Consider the following 15,749-nt stretch of genomic DNA (forward strand, 5'->3'; position numbering starts at 1 on the left):
ACCACCCGGGAGGGGTGGCCGCCGGGCCCACCGACGCAGGGGTCAGGTCAGGACACGTCGAGCGCGGTGTCGTCGACCACGAAGGACGTCCGCAGCGAGGCGTCCTCGGTGCCGGTGAACTTCAGGGTCACGCTCTGGCCGGCGTACGCGGCCAGCGAGAACGAGCGCTGGGTGTACCCGGTGGCCTTGTTCAGGTTCGAGTAGGTCGCCAGCGTCGCCAGCACGGTGCCGGAGGAGTTGAGCACCTGCACGGTCAGCTTGTCGTACGCGGTGGTCGTGGTGACCTCCCGCGAGTCGATGTGCAGCCAGAAGCTGAAGTTGTACGTCGCGCAGCCGGCCGGCAGGCTCACCGACTGGGAGAGCGTCTCGGTCAGGGTGCCACCGGTGCCGCCCAGCCAGGCGTTCCAGGTGCCGCCGTGGGTGGGCTGGCTGGCGCCGTTCTGCCCGATGACGGCCGTGCTGGCCGACCAGACCGTGTTGCCGGACTCGAAGCCGGGGTTGCCCAGCAGTTGGCCGGCGGTGCAGGTGCCACCGACGCTGCTCACGGTCAGCGCGTAGCTGGCCGAGTGGGCCACCGCGCCGGTGCCGGTGACCGTCACCGTGTAGCTGCCGGCCGGGGTGCTGGCCGAGGTGGCGATGGTCAGGGTCGACGCGGCGCCCGACGTCACCGAGGCGGGGCTGAACGTCGCGGTCGCACCGGTCGGCAGGCCGGACGCGGAGAACGTCACGGTCTGCGCGGTGCCGCTGGTGGTCGCGGTGGCGACGGTGGTGGCGACCGAGCCGCCCGCGGTCACCGAGCCGGAGGTCGGGGAGAGCGAGACGGAGAAGTCGTTACCGGTCGAGGAGCAGGGGGCGTCGCTGCCGGAGACGGCCACCGCGGTCCACGCCGCCTGGACGGCCTTGTACTCGGTGGAGCAGCTGCCGTACAGGTCGGTCGCCGCCTTGAGGCTGTACGCGCGGGCGGTGTTCGACGGGGTGCTGGTGTTGACGTACGACGTGTTGGAGGTGAAGTACACGTCCAGGGCGCGGAACCAGATCTTCTCGGCCTTCTCCCGGCCGATGCCGGTGACCGCCGGGGCGGAGCCGCAGACCGGCGAGGTGCCGTACGCGGTGGCGCCGGTGCCCTCGGCGAGGTTGAAGAAGAAGTGGTTGCCGACGCCTGAGGAGTAGTGCACGTCCTTGTTCTTGGTGCTGGTGGTCCAGCAGGAGTCGGACGAGCCGTCCAGCGACGGGTTGTACATGTAGCGCAGCGGGGTGCCGTTGCCGTTGATGTTGATCTTCTCGCCGACCTGGTAGTCGCCCGGGTCGCTCGGCGCGGCGGCGTAGAACTCGACCATGTTGCCGAAGATGTCGCTGGTGGACTCGTTGAGGCCGCCCGACTCGCCGGAGTAGACCAGGCCGGAGACGGCCTCGGTGACGCCGTGGCTCATCTCGTGGCCGGCCACGTCGAGGGAGACCAGCGGCCGGGAGTTGCTGGCGCCGTCGCCGTAGGTCATCTGGGCGCCGTCCCAGAAGGCGTTGATGTAGTTGCGGCCGTAGTGCACCCGGCTCGGCACGCCCGCGCCGTTGCCGAAGATGCCGTTGCGGCCGTGCACGTTCTTGAAGTAGTCGAACGTCTTGGCCGCCCCGAAGTGGGCGTCGACGGCGGCGGACTGCCGGTTGGCGTTGGTGCCGTCGCCCCAGGCGTTGTCGGCGTCGGTGAACGTGGTGCAGGTGCTGGTGCCGTTGTTCATGTCGCAGGTGCGGCCGTTGCCGTGCGACGGGTCGATCATCTGGTAGGTGCTGCCGGAGAGCGTGGTGTCGATGCTGACCGAGCCGGTGTAGATGCCCTGGCCGCTGCCGACCACCGACTCGATCTCGTCGTGCGCGCCGATGACCCGGCCGGTGACGGCGTCGGTGATCACGTGCAGCTTCGACGGGGTCTGCTGGTCGGCCTTCCAGCCGGACAGCACGGTCTCCCAGGCGAGCCGGCCCTTGCCGGAGGTGGCGTCGACGAAGAGTTCCGGCGTACCCACCTCGGTGATCGTGCCCGAGAACGCCTTGCGGGCCGTCGCGGCGGCCGCCGCCGGGCTGATCTTGGAGGTGGTGCCGAGGGTCAGCGGGGCGGCCAGGCCGACCGAGGTCCCGGCGAGGGCACCGTCGGGCGCGGTGTGGATGACGAAGTCACCGCCGTACACCCGCAGTCCCTGGTAGGTGCGGGTGTAGCGGGTGTGCGCCGCGCCGTTGGCGTCGACCTTGGTGCGGACCGCCTGGTACGCCTCCGCGCTGGTGCCCTGGACCGCGCCCGGGTTGCTGCGCAGCAGGCTCTCGGCGCGGGCGGCGGGGGCGGCATCGGGGGCGGGGGCGGGGGGAGCCGCGTGCGCTGCGGTGGCGACGCAGGTCAGCATTCCGCTGGTGAGCAGAGCTGCGCTGACGGCGGCGAGGGGTCTTTTCACGTGCCCTCCTGGCAAGGGAAAGATGTGACGGGGGTAGTCACGCATGTAGATATAGCGATACATCCGGGAAAAGAGAAGGGGTGGCGCGGTTCCATGACACGACACTGGCCGAACGGAGGACGGTTCTCACCGGGGGAACCGATTGACGTCGATGCGCGTCCGATCGGCATGAGATCATCCGCCCTGGTCCTGGTGGCCGTCACGGCCGCCGCCGCGCTACTGACCGGCTGCTCAGCGGCCGAGCCGGGAACCCCCGCGCCACCAGCGGCCACGACCGCGCCCACCCCCACCGGCAGCACCCCGACCGGAGCCGGGGCCAGCCCGGACGACCCCGACGCCCGGTCCACCGGCGTCGACCGGGTCACCCTGACCCGCTCCGGCGGCTTCGCCGGCAACCGGGACACGGTGACCGTCGAACCCGACGGCCGGTGGACGACGACCGACCGGGCGGGCGCACGGCGGACCGGGCGGCTCGACGCGGCGGCGCTCGACCGGCTGCTGACGCTCACCGGCCCGGCCACCCGCGCGGACGCCGGTGGCCCGGCCGACGACGGCTGCGCCGACACCTACCGCTACCAACTCACCGTCGGGACGCACCGGGTCGACTGGACCGACTGCCCGACCGGCCCGCAACCATCTGCCGCCGCGCAGGAACTGGCCGCCCTGCTGCTGAAGACCACCACGACCGGCTGACCGTGATCCGCGCCCGACCAGCGGTCGCGTCGACCGGTGGCGCGGCTCACCCGGCCTGCCCGGCCGGACGGCGATCCGGGGTGACACTCGTCGGATAACCTACCCGCTGGACAATCCCGCGAGGAGCGTTGTGCCCAGGAGACGACCCGCCGGCCCCGGCCCCGGCCACCCGCACGAGCCGCGCCCGGCCGGCCCGCGCCGCCGGCCCGGACCGGTCGCGGTGCTGCCGGCGGTGGTCGCCACCGTCCTGGCCACGGGGTGCGCGGTCGCCGACGTCGAACGACCGACGCCGCCCACCCCGACACCGGTGGCACGGACGTTACGGACCCCGGACACCCTGCTGGGGCTGCCCCGCTCGGGCATGCCACTGCCCGCCGGGCTGCCCCGGTTCCGGCTCAACGAGCTGACCCGCGAGGCCACCCCGGCCACCAGCACCGTCGAGGGGGTCTACGGGCGGGGTCGACCCACCCCGGAGACGATCGTGGTGAGCGCCGTCTCGGGCACCGTCACCGACCCGCAGGCCATGCTGGCCCGGCTGCTCAAGCCGTACCGGATTCCGAAACCCCGGTCGGTGGAGTTCGGCAGGTACGGCGGCGAGGCCCGGTGCGGTCGCGGGCGGACCGCCGACGAGGGCCACCTCACCGCCTGCGCCTGGGCCGATCCGGAGGTCGCCGGGGTGGTGGTCTTCCTGACCGCCACCAAGCAGCCGGACCGCAAGGAGGACTTCCTCACCATCCGGGACGAACTGGAACAGCCCACCGGCTGACCGGCCCGCCATCCTCCCGGCCACGCCGGGTCAGCCGGTGAGGCCCGACACCACCCGGAAGCGTTCGACGACGGCGGGGGTGTCGTCGTCCACCCGGAACCCGGGATCACCCAGCCAGCCCAGGTAGTCCGGCCCGTGCCAGTAGTCCTCGTGCCCGGCCCGCCAGGCCGCCACCGAGTCGTACCCCTCCCCCTCGTCGCGGGCGTGGTCGAGGTCGACGTCGCCGAGCCGGACCAGCCGCACACCGGTCACCTCGATCACCGCGACCGGTCGGTCGGCCGAATCGACCACCACCGCCCGGTCACCGACGGCCGGCAACGGCTCGCCGTCGCGCTCGTAGTCCTGGAGCAGGCCCGTGGTGGAGGTCTTCGCCCCGCTGAGCACGGCGGCGACGAGCTGGTCACGCAGCGGGCCGGGGAAGGCGAACTCGAACCTGGGCAGATCAGTAGGGCTCGGTGTGGTCACCTGGTCAGTAGGGCTCGGTGTGGTCACCTGGCGACGGTAGCCCGGCGACCACACCGCCCACACCCGCGGTCCCAGCGTCGCCGGGTCAGGCCCGGGGGAACATCTGGCCGATCCGGATCCGGTTGCCGAACGGGTCACGGATGCCGAAGTCGATGCCGTACGGCCGCTCGGTCGGCTCGTCGGTGATGTCGACACCCTTGGCGACCAGATCCTCGTACGTCTTGTGCGCGTCGTCGGTGGTGACGCTCAGCCACCCGCCGATCGCGCCCTTGGTCAGCAGCTCCCGGACCTGCTCGGCGGTAGCCGGGTCCAGCGCGGGCGGACCGGGCTTCTCCAGCAGCACCTCGCGCTGCGGGTCGCCGGGCACGTTGACGGTCAGCCACCGCATGAAGCCCAGATCCTGGTCGGTATTGATCTCGAAGCCCAGCTTGCCGACGTAGAAGTCGAGCGCCTCGTCCTGGTCGAGGACGTAGATCTGGGAGCGGGTGATCGCGTTCATCGTCATGCCCGGAACGCTAGGCCAGGCCCCTGACCTGCTGCTTATCCAAAACTGCTGGGCCTGGTCCAGGCTTTGGTGAAGCAGCTCGGCACCGTCGTGTCACCTGCCGACCGGCGGCTGCGGTACTCGCTCGGTGACTCGCCGACGATCTGCCGGAACGTGCGGCTGAACGAGCCGAGACTGCTGAACCCGACGGCGAAACAGATGTCGGTGACGTCCCGGCCGGTCTCCACCAGCATCGACATCGCCCGTTCCACCCGACGTCGTTGCAGGTAGCGGTGCGGCGTCTCGCCGAAGGTGGCCCGGAAGGTACGGATGAAGTGCGCCTCGGACACCAGCGCGATCCGGGCCAGCGCCGGGATGTCCAGCGGTTCGGCGTAGGCCCGGTCCATTGCGTCCCGGGCCCGCAGCATGGCCCGGTTCGACTGCTCCACCGCACGACTCATCGGCCCCCGCCCCCGTCGTCCCCGTTCGCGCCGACCCAATCTACCCAGCCGGACCCGCCCGGCGGGGACCCGCGACGGGCGGCGGCCCCCGGCGGGGACCCCGCCACGGACGGTCGGCCGCCCCCGCACGCCGCCGACGGATCGACAGGCGGCAACGCCAGTGGCGGCCGTGCTGTGGAATTGGAGCCCCCGGCCGGGATCGAACCGGCGACATCTCGCTTACAAGGCGAGTGCTCTGGCCAGCTGAGCTACAGGGGCGCGTGGTGCGAGGTCAGCATAGCGACTGACGTCGGGAAATCCCGGCCGGCAGGGTCCCCGAGCATGGAAAACGTCAATCTCACGCCCGCGCCGCCGACGAATTGACGCGCCGGGCCCTCGTCAGGCGAGGGGATTGATGCCCGGCCGTGCCTGCCTGACCGAAATGCGTATGCCGTCCGTCCCACTCGGTGTATCCCGTCTTGGCACAGCTGGAAATCCCGTTTACCGTGCAGTGACACGGATGACACCCGGGGTCGGCCAGGCTGCCCTCCGGATGTGGTCCGCGGGTCGGCACCGTGGGTGCCGACAGCTCCTTCACTCGGATCGTCCGGCACGTTCCTGCCGGTGAAAGGAAGCGCACCATCATGGCTACGGTCACCTACGCGAAGGCGTCCCGGATCTACCCGGGCACCGAACGCCCCGCGGTCAACCAGCTCGACCTCCAGATCGGCGACGGGGAGTTCCTCGTCCTGGTCGGCCCGTCGGGTTGCGGCAAGTCCACCAGCCTGCGGATGCTCGCCGGCCTGGAGGACGTCGACGACGGCGCGATCTACATCGACGACCGGGACGTCACCCACCTCCCGCCGAAGGCCCGCGACATCGCGATGGTCTTCCAGAACTACGCCCTCTACCCGCACATGTCGGTGTACGAGAACATGGCGTTCGCCCTCAAGCTGCGCAAGACCCCGAAGGCCGAGATCGACCGGCGGGTCAAGGAGGCGGCCGGCCTCCTCCAGTTGGAGGAGTACCTCAGCCGCAAGCCGAAGGCGCTCTCCGGTGGTCAGCGCCAGCGGGTGGCGATGGGCCGGGCGATCGTCCGCGAGCCGCAGGTCTTCCTCATGGACGAGCCGCTGTCGAACCTCGACGCCAAGCTCCGCGTACAGACCCGTACCCAGATCGCCTCGCTCCAGGCGAAGCTGGGCATCACCACGGTCTACGTCACCCACGACCAGGTCGAGGCCATGACCATGGGTCACCGGGTGGCGGTCATGCTCGACGGCGTCCTCCAGCAGGTGGACACCCCGCGGGCGCTCTACGACACCCCGGCCAACGTGTTCGTCGCCGGCTTCATGGGCTCCCCCGCCATGAACATCAAGACCGTTCCGCTGAACGAGCGGGGTGCGGCCTTCGCCGAGATGCACATCCCGCTGACCCGCGAGCAGGTCGAGGCGGCCCGCAGCGAGGGTGGCGACAACCGGGTGACAGTCGGTTTCCGCCCGGAGGACTGCGACCTGGTCAGCCCGACCGAGGGCGGCATGCCGGTCGTGGTCGAGCTGGTCGAGGATCTCGGCTCGGACGCCAACGTCTACGGCCACGCCGCGCTGGAGGGCCACGAGGAGCGTTTCGTGGTCCGCACCGACCGGCGGAACATGCCGAACATGGGTGACACCGTGTTCGTCAAGCCGCGCGCCGGCCGCAGCCACGTCTTCAACGCGGCCACCGGCCACCGCATCTGATCCACCCGCGAAAGGGCGGTCCGCTTCGGCGGGCCGCCCCTTTCCGTCGTGCCTTCGTCCCGTGCGCGGGTGCCGGCGCCGGATCAGCCCTCCACGGCGCGGCGGCGGGCCACCTCGGCGAGCGTGACGGCGGCGGCGACGCTGGCGTTCAACGACTCCACGTCGGAGATCATCGGGATGCTGACGGTCAGGTCACAGGTCTCCCCGACCAGCCGGGACAGCCCGCGCCCCTCGGAGCCGACCACCACGACCAGCGGGCCGACGGCGGCCTCCAGGTCGTACAGGTCGGTGTCGCCGTCGGCGTCCAGGCCGACCACCATGAAACCGGCGTCCTGACACGCCTTCAACGACCGGGTCAGGTTGGTGACCTGGGCGACCGGCACCCGCGCCGCCGCGCCGGCACTGGTCCGCCAGGCGGTCGCGGTGATCCCGGCGGCCCGCCGCTCCGGTACGAACACACCCTGCGCGCCGAACGCGGCAGCCGACCGGATCACCGCACCCAGGTTGCGCGGGTCGGTGACCCCGTCCAGCGCGACCAGCAGCGGGGCGGGCTGCTCCAGGGAGGCCGCCAGCAGATCCTCGAAGAGTTCGTAGGCGAACGGCGGCACCTGGAGACCGACACCCTGGTGCAGCACGCCGCCGGTCATCCGGTCCAGCTCGGCCCGGCTGATCTCCAGGATGGCGATGCCCCGGTCGGCGGCCGTCCGGGTGATCTCGTTGACCCGGTCGTCGGCGTCGATGCCCTGCGCGGTGTAGAGGGCGGTCGCGGGCACCTGGGCGCGCAGCGACTCCAGCACCGGGTTGCGGCCCACCAGCAGCTCCGGGCTGTCCCGCGACGGGTTGGACTTACGGCCCGGTGCGACCCGGGGGCCACCGCGGCCCGCGCCCGCGCCACCCCGGCCGCCCGCGCCGCCTCGACCACCACTGCCGGCCCGGACGGGGGCCATGCCCCGGGTGCCCCTGCCCCAAGTGGTGTCCTTGGTGCCCGGCTGGCCGATCTTGGGAGCACGACCCTCCTCGGCCGCCGCCCGACGCTCCTTGTCCTGCTTCCAGGCGGTGCGCTCGGGCAGCTTCTCGGTCCCCGAGTACGCCTTGTGCCAGGGACGCTCGTCGGCCGGCAGGGTCCTGCCCCGGCCCGCGAGGGAGTCCTTGTTCTTGCCGCCGGAGCCCTTGGGGGCACCTGCCTTCGACGTCAGTCGCCGGCCACGGCGCTGCGAGTTGCCGGCCATCAGTCCTGCTCTCCAATAGTCCAACGGGGGCCCTGCGGGGTGTCCTCGACCACCACGCCGGCCTGCTTGAGCTGGTCGCGTACGGCGTCCGCAGCGGTCCAGTCCCTGCGGCTGCGGGCCTGCGCGCGCTGCTCCAGGGCCAACGCGACCAGGGAGTCCACCACGCCCCGCAGGTCGTCGACGCGACCGCCACCGGTCCAGGCCGGGTCGAGGGGGTCGACGCCGAGGATATCCAGCATCGCCCGGGTGGCGGCGAGGGTGGTGCGGACCGTCACATCGTCGCCGTCCGCCAGCGCGGTGTTGCCGTCACGCAGCGTCGCCTGGAGGACGGCGAGCGCGGCGGAGGTGTTCAGGTCGTCGTCCATCGCGGCCACGAACCCGGCGGGCAGCTCCCCGAGCTGCCCCACGCCGACCCGATCCACGGCCCGCTGGACGAACCCCTCGATCCGCCGGTACGCCACCGCGGCCTCACGCAGCGCGTCCTCCGAGTAGTCGATCCGCGACCGGTAGTGCGCCGCCGCGTAGTAGTAACGCAGCTCCACCGGGCGCACCCCGAGCGAGTCGACGTAGTCGAGGTCGAGCGCGTTGCCCAGCGACTTGCCCATCTTGGCGCCGCCGATGCTGAGCAGCCCGTGGTGCACCCACCAGCGGGCGAAGGGCAGCCCGGCGGCCTGCGACTGGGCGATCTCGTTCTCGTGGTGCGGGAAGGTCAGGTCGAGGCCGCCGCCGTGGATGTCGAACTCCGCGCCGAGGTAACGCAGGCACATCGCCGAGCACTCGATGTGCCAGCCGGGACGGCCCCGACCCCACGGGGAGGGCCAGTAGGCGTCGGCCGGCTCGTCCGGCTTGACGCCCTTCCACAGCGCGAAGTCCCGGGGGTCCCGCTTGCCGCGCTCCGGGGCGTCCCCGGCGGACTGCATGTCGTCCGGCGACTGGCCCGATAGCGACCCGTACGCCGGCCAGGAGGCCACGTCGAAGTAGACGTCGCCGGACCCGTCGGTGGCCGGATAGGCGTGACCGGTCTCGATCAGCCGGGCGATCAGCTCGTGCATCTCCGGGATGTGCCCGGTCGCCCGCGGCTCGTACGTCGGCGGCAGCACGTTCAACGCCCGGTAGGACCGGGCCAGGACCAGCTCGTTGGCGTACGCGATGGACCAGAACGGGCGGCCCTGCTCCTGCGCCTTGACGAGGATCTTGTCGTCGATGTCGGTCACGTTGCGGATGAAGGTGACCTCGAAGCCGGCAGCCGACAGCCAGCGCCGCAACACGTCGTAGTTGACGCCGGAGCGAAGGTGACCGATGTGCGGCGGCGCCTGGAGGGTGAGACCACACAGGTAGACCCCCACCTTGCCGGCTTGCCGCGGAACGAAGTCCCGCACCGATCGGGCGGCGGTGTCATACAGGCGTAGCGTCACCGTACCAGGGTAGCTGTCCGTGCTCCCCCGGGTCGGCCCGAGCCGGGTCGTACGCTGCCTGCTGTGGAGACGACGGCGGCCCCCGGCGAGCCGGGCAACCAGGTGCCTGCGGGTGGCGAGACGGCGCAGACCCTGGACCGGGGCCTACGCCTGCTGCACCTGGTGGCCGACGCGTCGGCCGGATTGACCATCACCGAGGCCGCCCACCGGCTCGGCATCGGCCGGGCCGCTGTCTACCGGCTGGTCGGCGCGCTGACCGGACACGGGATGGTGCGCCGGGGCGGCGACGGCCGGCTGCGCCTCGGCGTCGGCGTGCTGCACCTGGCCCGACGGGCCCAGCCGCTGCTGGCCGAGGGGGCCCTGCCGGCACTGCGGCGGCTCGCCGAACAGACCGGGGCGACCGCGCACCTGACCGTGGTGGAGGGCGGCGAGGGCGTCGCCCTGGCCGTGGTCGAGCCGAGCTGGACGTCGTTCCACGTGGCGTACCGGCCGGGGGCCCGGCACCCGCTGGAACGCGGGGCCGCCGGACGGGCCGTCCTCGCCGGGCGGGCCGGCCACGCGGGCCCGGTGAGCACCACCGGGGAACTCCAGGCCGGGGCGTACGGGGTGGCCGCACCGGTGCTCGGGGTGCCCGGCCTGGAGGCGAGCGTCGGGGTGATCTCCCTGGCCCCGCTCCCGGTCGACACGGTCGGCCCGCAGGTCACCACCGCCGCCCGGACGATCGCCACCGTCCTGTCCTGACTCCCTCCCGGCACCCTGCCCTGCCACTGCCGGCCCGCCTCCGTCCCGACCCGCCCCGCCCCGGCGTGGGCTGGGCTGGGCTGGGCTGGGGGTGATCGACTCATCCGGGCCGAATCAGCGGTATCCCCTCGACCTTCACCCCGCAACTTCGGCCCACATGAGTTGATCACGGCGCTCTCCCCTCGCCTGCCCTCACGAGTGAGGGCGTGGAGACCGAGGGACGGAAGCGGGTGGGAGAAGGTGGGGGCGCACGGACGGGCGGGAGACCGTGCACTACCACGCTTCGGCGGGCGGTGGGGGTTGTCCACAGGGGGTGCTGCCACGGACCGGGGTGGTTGTCCACAGGGGTGTCGCCGGGCGGCGGTGAGGCCCGACGCTGGGGTCATGCCACCTCGACCTCATCGCCCGGCGGCCCTCGTCGGGCAGGTGTTCCGCGGCTCGGACGCGATCCGCCAGGGCCTGCTCACCCGCCACCAGCTGCGCGGGGCGTCCTGGCTCCGGCTCGGCCACGACGTGTACGCCGATGCCCGCCTCGCCCTCGACCACGCCCTGACCTGCCGCGCCGCCCTCCTCCGGATGCCCGCCGGCACTGTCGTCGCCGGGCCGTCGGCGGCGTGCCTGCACGGGATCGAGCACGCCGCCGGCTTCGGTGACGAGGTGCACGTGCTCGTCCCCCGGACCGCCCGGGTCGGCTCCCAGGGAGCGGTCACGTCCGCCTCCCGCAGTCCCGCGCGTCTCACCGTCACCAGCGCAATCCGGCTCGACGCGGGCGGGACTCGGCCCGGTGCGGGTGGCGGGCGGTCCGGTTCCCCGGGCGGCATCCGGGTGCACACCGTCGCCGCACCCGGCGGGCCGGTCGCTCATCCGCAGCCGGATGCGTCCCGCCGGCTCCCCGGGGACGCCACACCAGCGACAGCGCACCGCGCTGCGGCCAGTGCCACCACGCCAGCCCGACCCGCCATACCTACCACAGGAGCCCCGCACCCCGAGCCGCCCCCGCCCACCACACGAGCCCTCTCCACCGCACCGGCCGTGCCTGCGGATGGGGCCGCCGGCACGGATTGGCCGACGACCCGGAACAGGTCGGGCCCCGGATCGGCTGGGGCCGTCCCGATCGGCGCGGCGGCGTTGGCGGACGTCCGCGCACCGTCGACCGGCCCGCGCCCGACACCGCCCGTCCTACCCCGGTCGTCCCCCGCGCTCGCCGCCTGGGAGACGGCGGCCTGGCTGGACCCGGTCCGGGCGGTCGGCATCGTCGACTCGCTGCTCGGCAGGGGCCTGACCAGCCCGGCCGCTCTCGCCGAGATCGCCGCGCGCTTCGCCGACAGGCGTGGTGGGGTGCGGGCCCGCCGGGTCTTCGAGCTGACCGATCCGGCCGCGCAGTCACCGCCCGAGTCGCACCTGCGGGTACGACTCGTGCTGGCCGGCCTGCCGCGGCCGGTCGCGCAGCATCCCGTACGGCTGCCGTCGGGGCTGGTGCTGCATCCCGATCTCGCCTGGCCGGAGTTCCGGGTGGCGGTGGAGTACGACGGGCACTGGCACAGCGATCCCGAGCAACTGCACCGGGACCGTCGCCGGCTCAACCACCTCGTCGCCGCCGGCTGGACCGTCCTGCATGTGACCAGCCGCCGGCTGAGGGACGACTTCCCCGCCGTGGCCCGCGAGGTACGCGTGGTCCTCACCCGACGCGGCTGGCGCCGATGATCCGCCCCCTTGGGCCGGTGTTGCGCTGTCCCCTCACCCCGACACCGCAACATCGGCCCCGTCGCGCAGAAGCAGAAGAGTCCGGACACGGAGAGGCCCGGACGACCGGGGTCGTCCGGGCCTCTCCCAGGGCCGTGGCGTCAGGGGGTGACGTTCGGCTTGAGCGGGCTGCGGACCGCCGCGTTGGCGTCCACGATGCCGTACCCGTAGAAGCCGTTGAAGTTCAGCGACCCGGCGCAGTACGCGTCGAACTCGGTCGACCGGCCCTCGTTCGCGTAGCTCTGCAGACGCGGCTCCGGGCAGGCGTGCTCGGTGGCGGTCCGGTAGAGGTGCTGCTCCACCTTGGCCGGGGCCAGGCCGTAACCGTCGCGGCCCTCCTTCTTGCCCCACTTGCTGACGATCAGCGCGGCGACCCCGCTGACGTGCGGCGACGCCATCGACGTGCCCTGGAGATAGGTGTAGTAGCCGCACTCACCGGCGGTGGTGCACTGCTTGAACACCGAGTTCTCGAAGCCCGGCACGACGTTGCCGTTCTCGTCGACCGACCCCTCCTCCTGGAGCACCTTCTTCGGGTACGTCGAGAGGATCATGTTGGCGTCGGTGCGGTAGGTGTCGGTGCCGAAGCCGTCGCGGAACCAGCCACCCGGCGCGGCGACCGAGATCTGCTCGGTGCCGTAGTTGGAGTAGTCGGCCTTCTTGCCGGACGGGCCGATGGCGGACACACCGATCACGTGCGGGCCCTCCACCGGGAAGTCCCAGCAGCTCTCGTTGTCGATCGGGCGCGGGTACGGGTCGGCGCCGTAGTCCGGGCTGGACACGTCGGTGCGGGGCGCGCCGAGGTCCTCGTGGTTGTTGCCCAGCGAGCCGACCAGGGTGACGCCCTTGTTGTGGGCGAAGTTCAGGGCCCGCTTCATCGCCTTGATGACGGCCCGCTGCTCGGCCTGCGACTCGGGCGAGTCGGCCGGGTTGGCGGTGCAGTTGTAGAGCCAGGGGTCGACGTAGAACGACATGTTCACCACGTCGAGTCCGGACTTGCCGGCGTGCACCAGGGCGTTGACGACCGGGTTGAGGAAGAAGTACCCGGAGTCCTGGCCGCCCTTGAGCTCCACCAGCGAGACGTTCGGGGCCACGCCGGACAGGCCGAAGCCGTTGGCCGCCGCACCGATGGTGCCGGCGACGTGGGTGCCGTGGCCGCCGTCGTCGGTGCCGACCGGGTCGAGGCAGCTCGGCACCTCGCACGGGCCGTCGACCTCGGCGATGTCCGGGGCGAAGTTGCGCGACAGCGCCCAGTTGAAGTTGGGCGCGAGGTCGGGCTGGCTGGCGTCGACGCCGGTGTCCAGGATGCCGACGGTGACCCGCTTGTCGCCAGGCATGACCTTGCGGGCCTTGTCGGCCCCGATCATGGTGAGGCCCCAGAGCTTGTCGTCGAGGGGGTCGAGCTTCTTGCCCTTGGCGTTGGCCGCCGCCTTGGCCGCCTTCCTGGTCTCGGTCAGCAGGTTCTCCTGCGCGACCCGGTCCAGCTTGGGCTTGCGGCCGATGGCCCGCTGCTCGGCCGCGCCGACCAGCGCGGAAGCGGCGGTGACCCGGCCGGCGAAGTCGGCCCGGTCGCTGGTGACCTGGAAGAGACCGACGTCGTCCGTACGGGACACGACGGTGCCACCGGCGGCGCGGATCGCGGCGATCGCCGCGTCCGCCGAAACGCCGTCCTCGGCCACCACGGTGAACGTCCGGCTGGTGGTCGGCCCGGCGTTCGCCGGGACGGTCAGGCCGGTCACCGTAAGTGCCAGGGCCGCCGCGGTCGCGACGGCTCCGGCGGTGAAGCGCTTGCTCACCACATCAGATCCTCTCGTTGAGGGACGTGGCAGCCATCCCATAGCACCGGCGACGATTCCGCCAGATACAAATCCGAATTGGCCCCGCATCAGGCATTCGTCGGTTGCAGGCTGCGCAGCGCCGCCGGCAGCTCGGTGAGCGCGCCCACCTCGGCGTCGGGGCGTACCCCGGCGGGAAGGGGGAGTCCGAGCCGGTTGAGCCAGATGCCGCACATCCCGGCCTGCTGGGGACCGAGCACGTCGTGGGCGATCGAGTCGCCGACGTACGCGATCCGTTCCGCCGGCTCACCGGCGGCGGCGACGATCGCGGCGTAGAACGCCGGGTCGGGCTTCTTGGGCAGGCCGCCCTCGTGGGCGTACAGCTCGAAGGCGAACTCCCCGGGCAGGCCGCAGCGTTCGGCGCGGCTGTTGCCGTTGGTGGCGTAACCGAGGGTGAAGTCGGCCCGCAGCGCGGCCAATGCCGGCAGGGCGTCGGGGTACGGGTGGCTGAGCGCGTACCGGCGGGCGAAGAAGAGTTCGGCGAACTCGTCGAGCTGACCGACCAGCCCGGCCCGGTCGAGGGACCGGGCCAGCGCAGCCCGGCGGATCTCCATCACCGGCGCGGCGGTCATCGACCCGAACACCGCCTGCCAGTCGGACTCCACCTCGGCGAAGGTCACCCCGGCCGCCACCGGCGTCCGGCGACGCATCTCCTCCAGTACGGCCGCCAGGGCCCCGGTGACCGCCGGGCGCAGGTCGATCAGGGTCTCGTCGGCGTCGAACACCACCACGCTGAGCATGTCCGACACCTTCTCACGTCGTCCGGCGGGGCCACGCGGGCCGGTCAGGTCAGTGCCGGCTCGTCCGTCCGGACCGCCGCCTGTTCGGTGCGGCCCGCGCGCAGCTCGTCGAGGCGGACCAGGGCCACCCCGGCGACGATCAGCACGCCCCCGGCGAGTTGCACAGGCACCGGCAGCTCGCCGAGCACCAGCCAGGCGATGAGCACCGCGAACATCACCTCGGTCAGCCCGACGAACGACGACAGCCGGGCACCGAGGATGCGCGTCGCGGCGATCCCGGTCAGGTACGCCACCACGGCGGCGACCAGCGACAGCCCGACGATCGGAACGAGCCAGCTGGTGCGTTGCCCGGCGAAGTCGACCGCGCCGAAGGTGGCCCGCAGCGGCAGCACCCCGACCAGGCCGAGCAGGGCGAGCACGGCCGCGCCGACGGCCATTCCGCCGCTGGCCATGGTGACCGAGGGCAGGTCGGCGTCGACCCGGGCGGCGAGGACGAAGTAGCCGGCCAGCCCGACGGCCGCGCCGAGGCCCCAGAGCACGCCTACCGGGTGCAGCCGGCCCGCGCCGGTCAGGTCGAGCACGAGGACGAGGCCGACCAGGGCGGCGAGTGACCCGGCGACGGTGAGCCGGCGGGGGCGCTGCCCGTGCACCAGCCACAGCCAGCCGACCACGAGGATGATGCCGAGGTACTCCAGCAGCAGGGCCACCCCGACCGGCAGGTAGCGGACGGCGTTGAAGAAGCATGCCTGGGCGGTGGCGACGCCGAGCAGGCCGAAGACGGTGACCGGGCCGAGGTTGCGGCGCAGCACCCCGGCCCGGCCGCGCAGCGCGAGCACGGCGGGGACGGCCAGTGCCAGGGCGGCCAGGCCGACCCGGGCGACCACGACGGCCTCGGCCGACCAGCCGGCCTCGATCAGCGACCGGGCGAAGGTGCCGGAGGTGGCGAACGTGACGGCGGAGAGCAGGGCTAGTGCCAGGCCGGTGCCGGCGGTGGATCGGTGCGGCATCGGGACTCCTCCGGCGTGACATC

14 protein-coding genes and 1 tRNA gene are annotated in these 15,749 nt (G+C 72.5%); 5 read left to right on the forward strand and 10 right to left on the reverse strand.

Annotation, left to right across the window (positions count from 1 at the left end):
• Positions 1-47 precede the first annotated feature (47 nt).
• Complete coding sequence (locus tag Q2K16_RS17540) at positions 48-2,435, reverse strand: M4 family metallopeptidase (protein WP_302738675.1); 2,388 nt, start codon at positions 2,433-2,435, stop codon at positions 48-50.
• 168 nt (positions 2,436-2,603) lie between these two features.
• On the opposite strand from Q2K16_RS17540, the gene Q2K16_RS17545 reads away from it, so the two are divergent.
• Together Q2K16_RS17545 and Q2K16_RS17550 are read left to right on the forward strand one after the other, a co-directional pair.
• Complete coding sequence (locus tag Q2K16_RS17545) at positions 2,604-3,128, forward strand: hypothetical protein (protein WP_302738676.1); 525 nt, start codon at positions 2,604-2,606, stop codon at positions 3,126-3,128.
• A gap of 130 nt (positions 3,129-3,258) precedes the next feature.
• Complete coding sequence (locus Q2K16_RS17550) at positions 3,259-3,894, forward strand: hypothetical protein (protein ID WP_302738677.1); 636 nt, start codon at positions 3,259-3,261, stop codon at positions 3,892-3,894.
• 30 nt (positions 3,895-3,924) lie between these two features.
• Here Q2K16_RS17550 and Q2K16_RS17555 read toward each other — a convergent pair whose 3' ends face one another.
• The 4 genes from Q2K16_RS17555 to Q2K16_RS17570 all read right to left on the reverse strand — a co-directional run bounded on the left by Q2K16_RS17555 (position 3,925) and on the right by Q2K16_RS17570 (position 5,562).
• A complete protein-coding gene (locus Q2K16_RS17555; protein ID WP_302738678.1) occupies positions 3,925-4,386 on the reverse strand; it encodes an ASCH domain-containing protein in 462 nt (153 codons plus the stop codon).
• A 58-nt stretch (positions 4,387-4,444) separates the two neighbouring features.
• Positions 4,445-4,864 (reverse strand): VOC family protein, encoded by a 420-nt coding sequence (locus Q2K16_RS17560; RefSeq protein WP_302738679.1) that lies wholly within the window; start codon positions 4,862-4,864, stop codon positions 4,445-4,447.
• A 35-nt stretch (positions 4,865-4,899) separates the two neighbouring features.
• A complete protein-coding gene (locus Q2K16_RS17565) occupies positions 4,900-5,304 on the reverse strand; it encodes a helix-turn-helix domain-containing protein (protein ID WP_194821371.1) in 405 nt (134 codons plus the stop codon).
• Between the two features lie 181 nt (positions 5,305-5,485).
• Positions 5,486-5,562 (reverse strand) — tRNA-Thr (locus Q2K16_RS17570).
• Positions 5,563-5,927: 365 nt separating this feature from the next.
• Here Q2K16_RS17570 and Q2K16_RS17575 point away from each other — a divergent pair.
• Positions 5,928-7,019 carry an ABC transporter ATP-binding protein gene (locus Q2K16_RS17575; protein ID WP_088643228.1) on the forward strand — a complete coding sequence of 364 codons (1,092 nt, stop codon included), beginning with the start codon at positions 5,928-5,930 and terminating at the stop codon, positions 7,017-7,019.
• Positions 7,020-7,102: 83 nt separating this feature from the next.
• On the opposite strand, the gene rlmB is transcribed toward Q2K16_RS17575, so the two are convergent.
• Both rlmB and cysS read right to left on the reverse strand, forming a co-directional pair.
• The gene (gene rlmB, locus Q2K16_RS17580; RefSeq protein WP_302738680.1) at positions 7,103-8,248 is read right to left on the reverse strand and encodes a 23S rRNA (guanosine(2251)-2'-O)-methyltransferase RlmB; all 1,146 of its coding nucleotides are present in this window, start codon (positions 8,246-8,248) and stop codon (positions 7,103-7,105) included.
• Positions 8,248-9,663 (reverse strand): cysteine--tRNA ligase, encoded by a 1,416-nt coding sequence (gene cysS, locus Q2K16_RS17585; protein WP_302738681.1) that lies wholly within the window; start codon positions 9,661-9,663, stop codon positions 8,248-8,250. Before cysS ends, rlmB begins: the two co-directional genes overlap by 1 nt.
• A gap of 63 nt (positions 9,664-9,726) precedes the next feature.
• Between cysS and Q2K16_RS17590 the strand changes: the two genes are divergently transcribed.
• Together Q2K16_RS17590 and Q2K16_RS17595 are read left to right on the forward strand one after the other, a co-directional pair.
• The gene (locus tag Q2K16_RS17590; protein WP_302738682.1) at positions 9,727-10,404 is read left to right on the forward strand and encodes an IclR family transcriptional regulator; all 678 of its coding nucleotides are present in this window, start codon (positions 9,727-9,729) and stop codon (positions 10,402-10,404) included.
• Positions 10,405-10,788: 384 nt separating this feature from the next.
• Positions 10,789-12,108, forward strand: a complete 1,320-nt coding sequence (locus Q2K16_RS17595; protein WP_302738683.1) for a DUF559 domain-containing protein — start codon at positions 10,789-10,791, stop codon at positions 12,106-12,108.
• A 140-nt stretch (positions 12,109-12,248) separates the two neighbouring features.
• On the opposite strand, the gene Q2K16_RS17600 is transcribed toward Q2K16_RS17595, so the two are convergent.
• The 3 genes from Q2K16_RS17600 to Q2K16_RS17610 form a co-directional block, all read right to left on the reverse strand.
• The gene (locus Q2K16_RS17600) at positions 12,249-13,940 is read right to left on the reverse strand and encodes a S8 family serine peptidase (RefSeq protein ID WP_302738684.1); all 1,692 of its coding nucleotides are present in this window, start codon (positions 13,938-13,940) and stop codon (positions 12,249-12,251) included.
• An 89-nt stretch (positions 13,941-14,029) separates the two neighbouring features.
• Positions 14,030-14,719 (reverse strand): HAD family hydrolase, encoded by a 690-nt coding sequence (locus Q2K16_RS17605; RefSeq protein ID WP_302738685.1) that lies wholly within the window; start codon positions 14,717-14,719, stop codon positions 14,030-14,032.
• A gap of 44 nt (positions 14,720-14,763) precedes the next feature.
• On the reverse strand, positions 14,764-15,726 hold the full coding sequence (locus tag Q2K16_RS17610; protein ID WP_302738686.1) for an EamA family transporter: 963 nt from the start codon (positions 15,724-15,726) through the stop codon (positions 14,764-14,766).
• Between the last annotated feature and the right edge of the window lie 23 nt (positions 15,727-15,749).

The organism is Micromonospora cynarisoli (assembly GCF_030518815.1).
Lineage (GTDB): Bacteria > Actinomycetota > Actinomycetes > Mycobacteriales > Micromonosporaceae > Micromonospora > Micromonospora wenchangensis.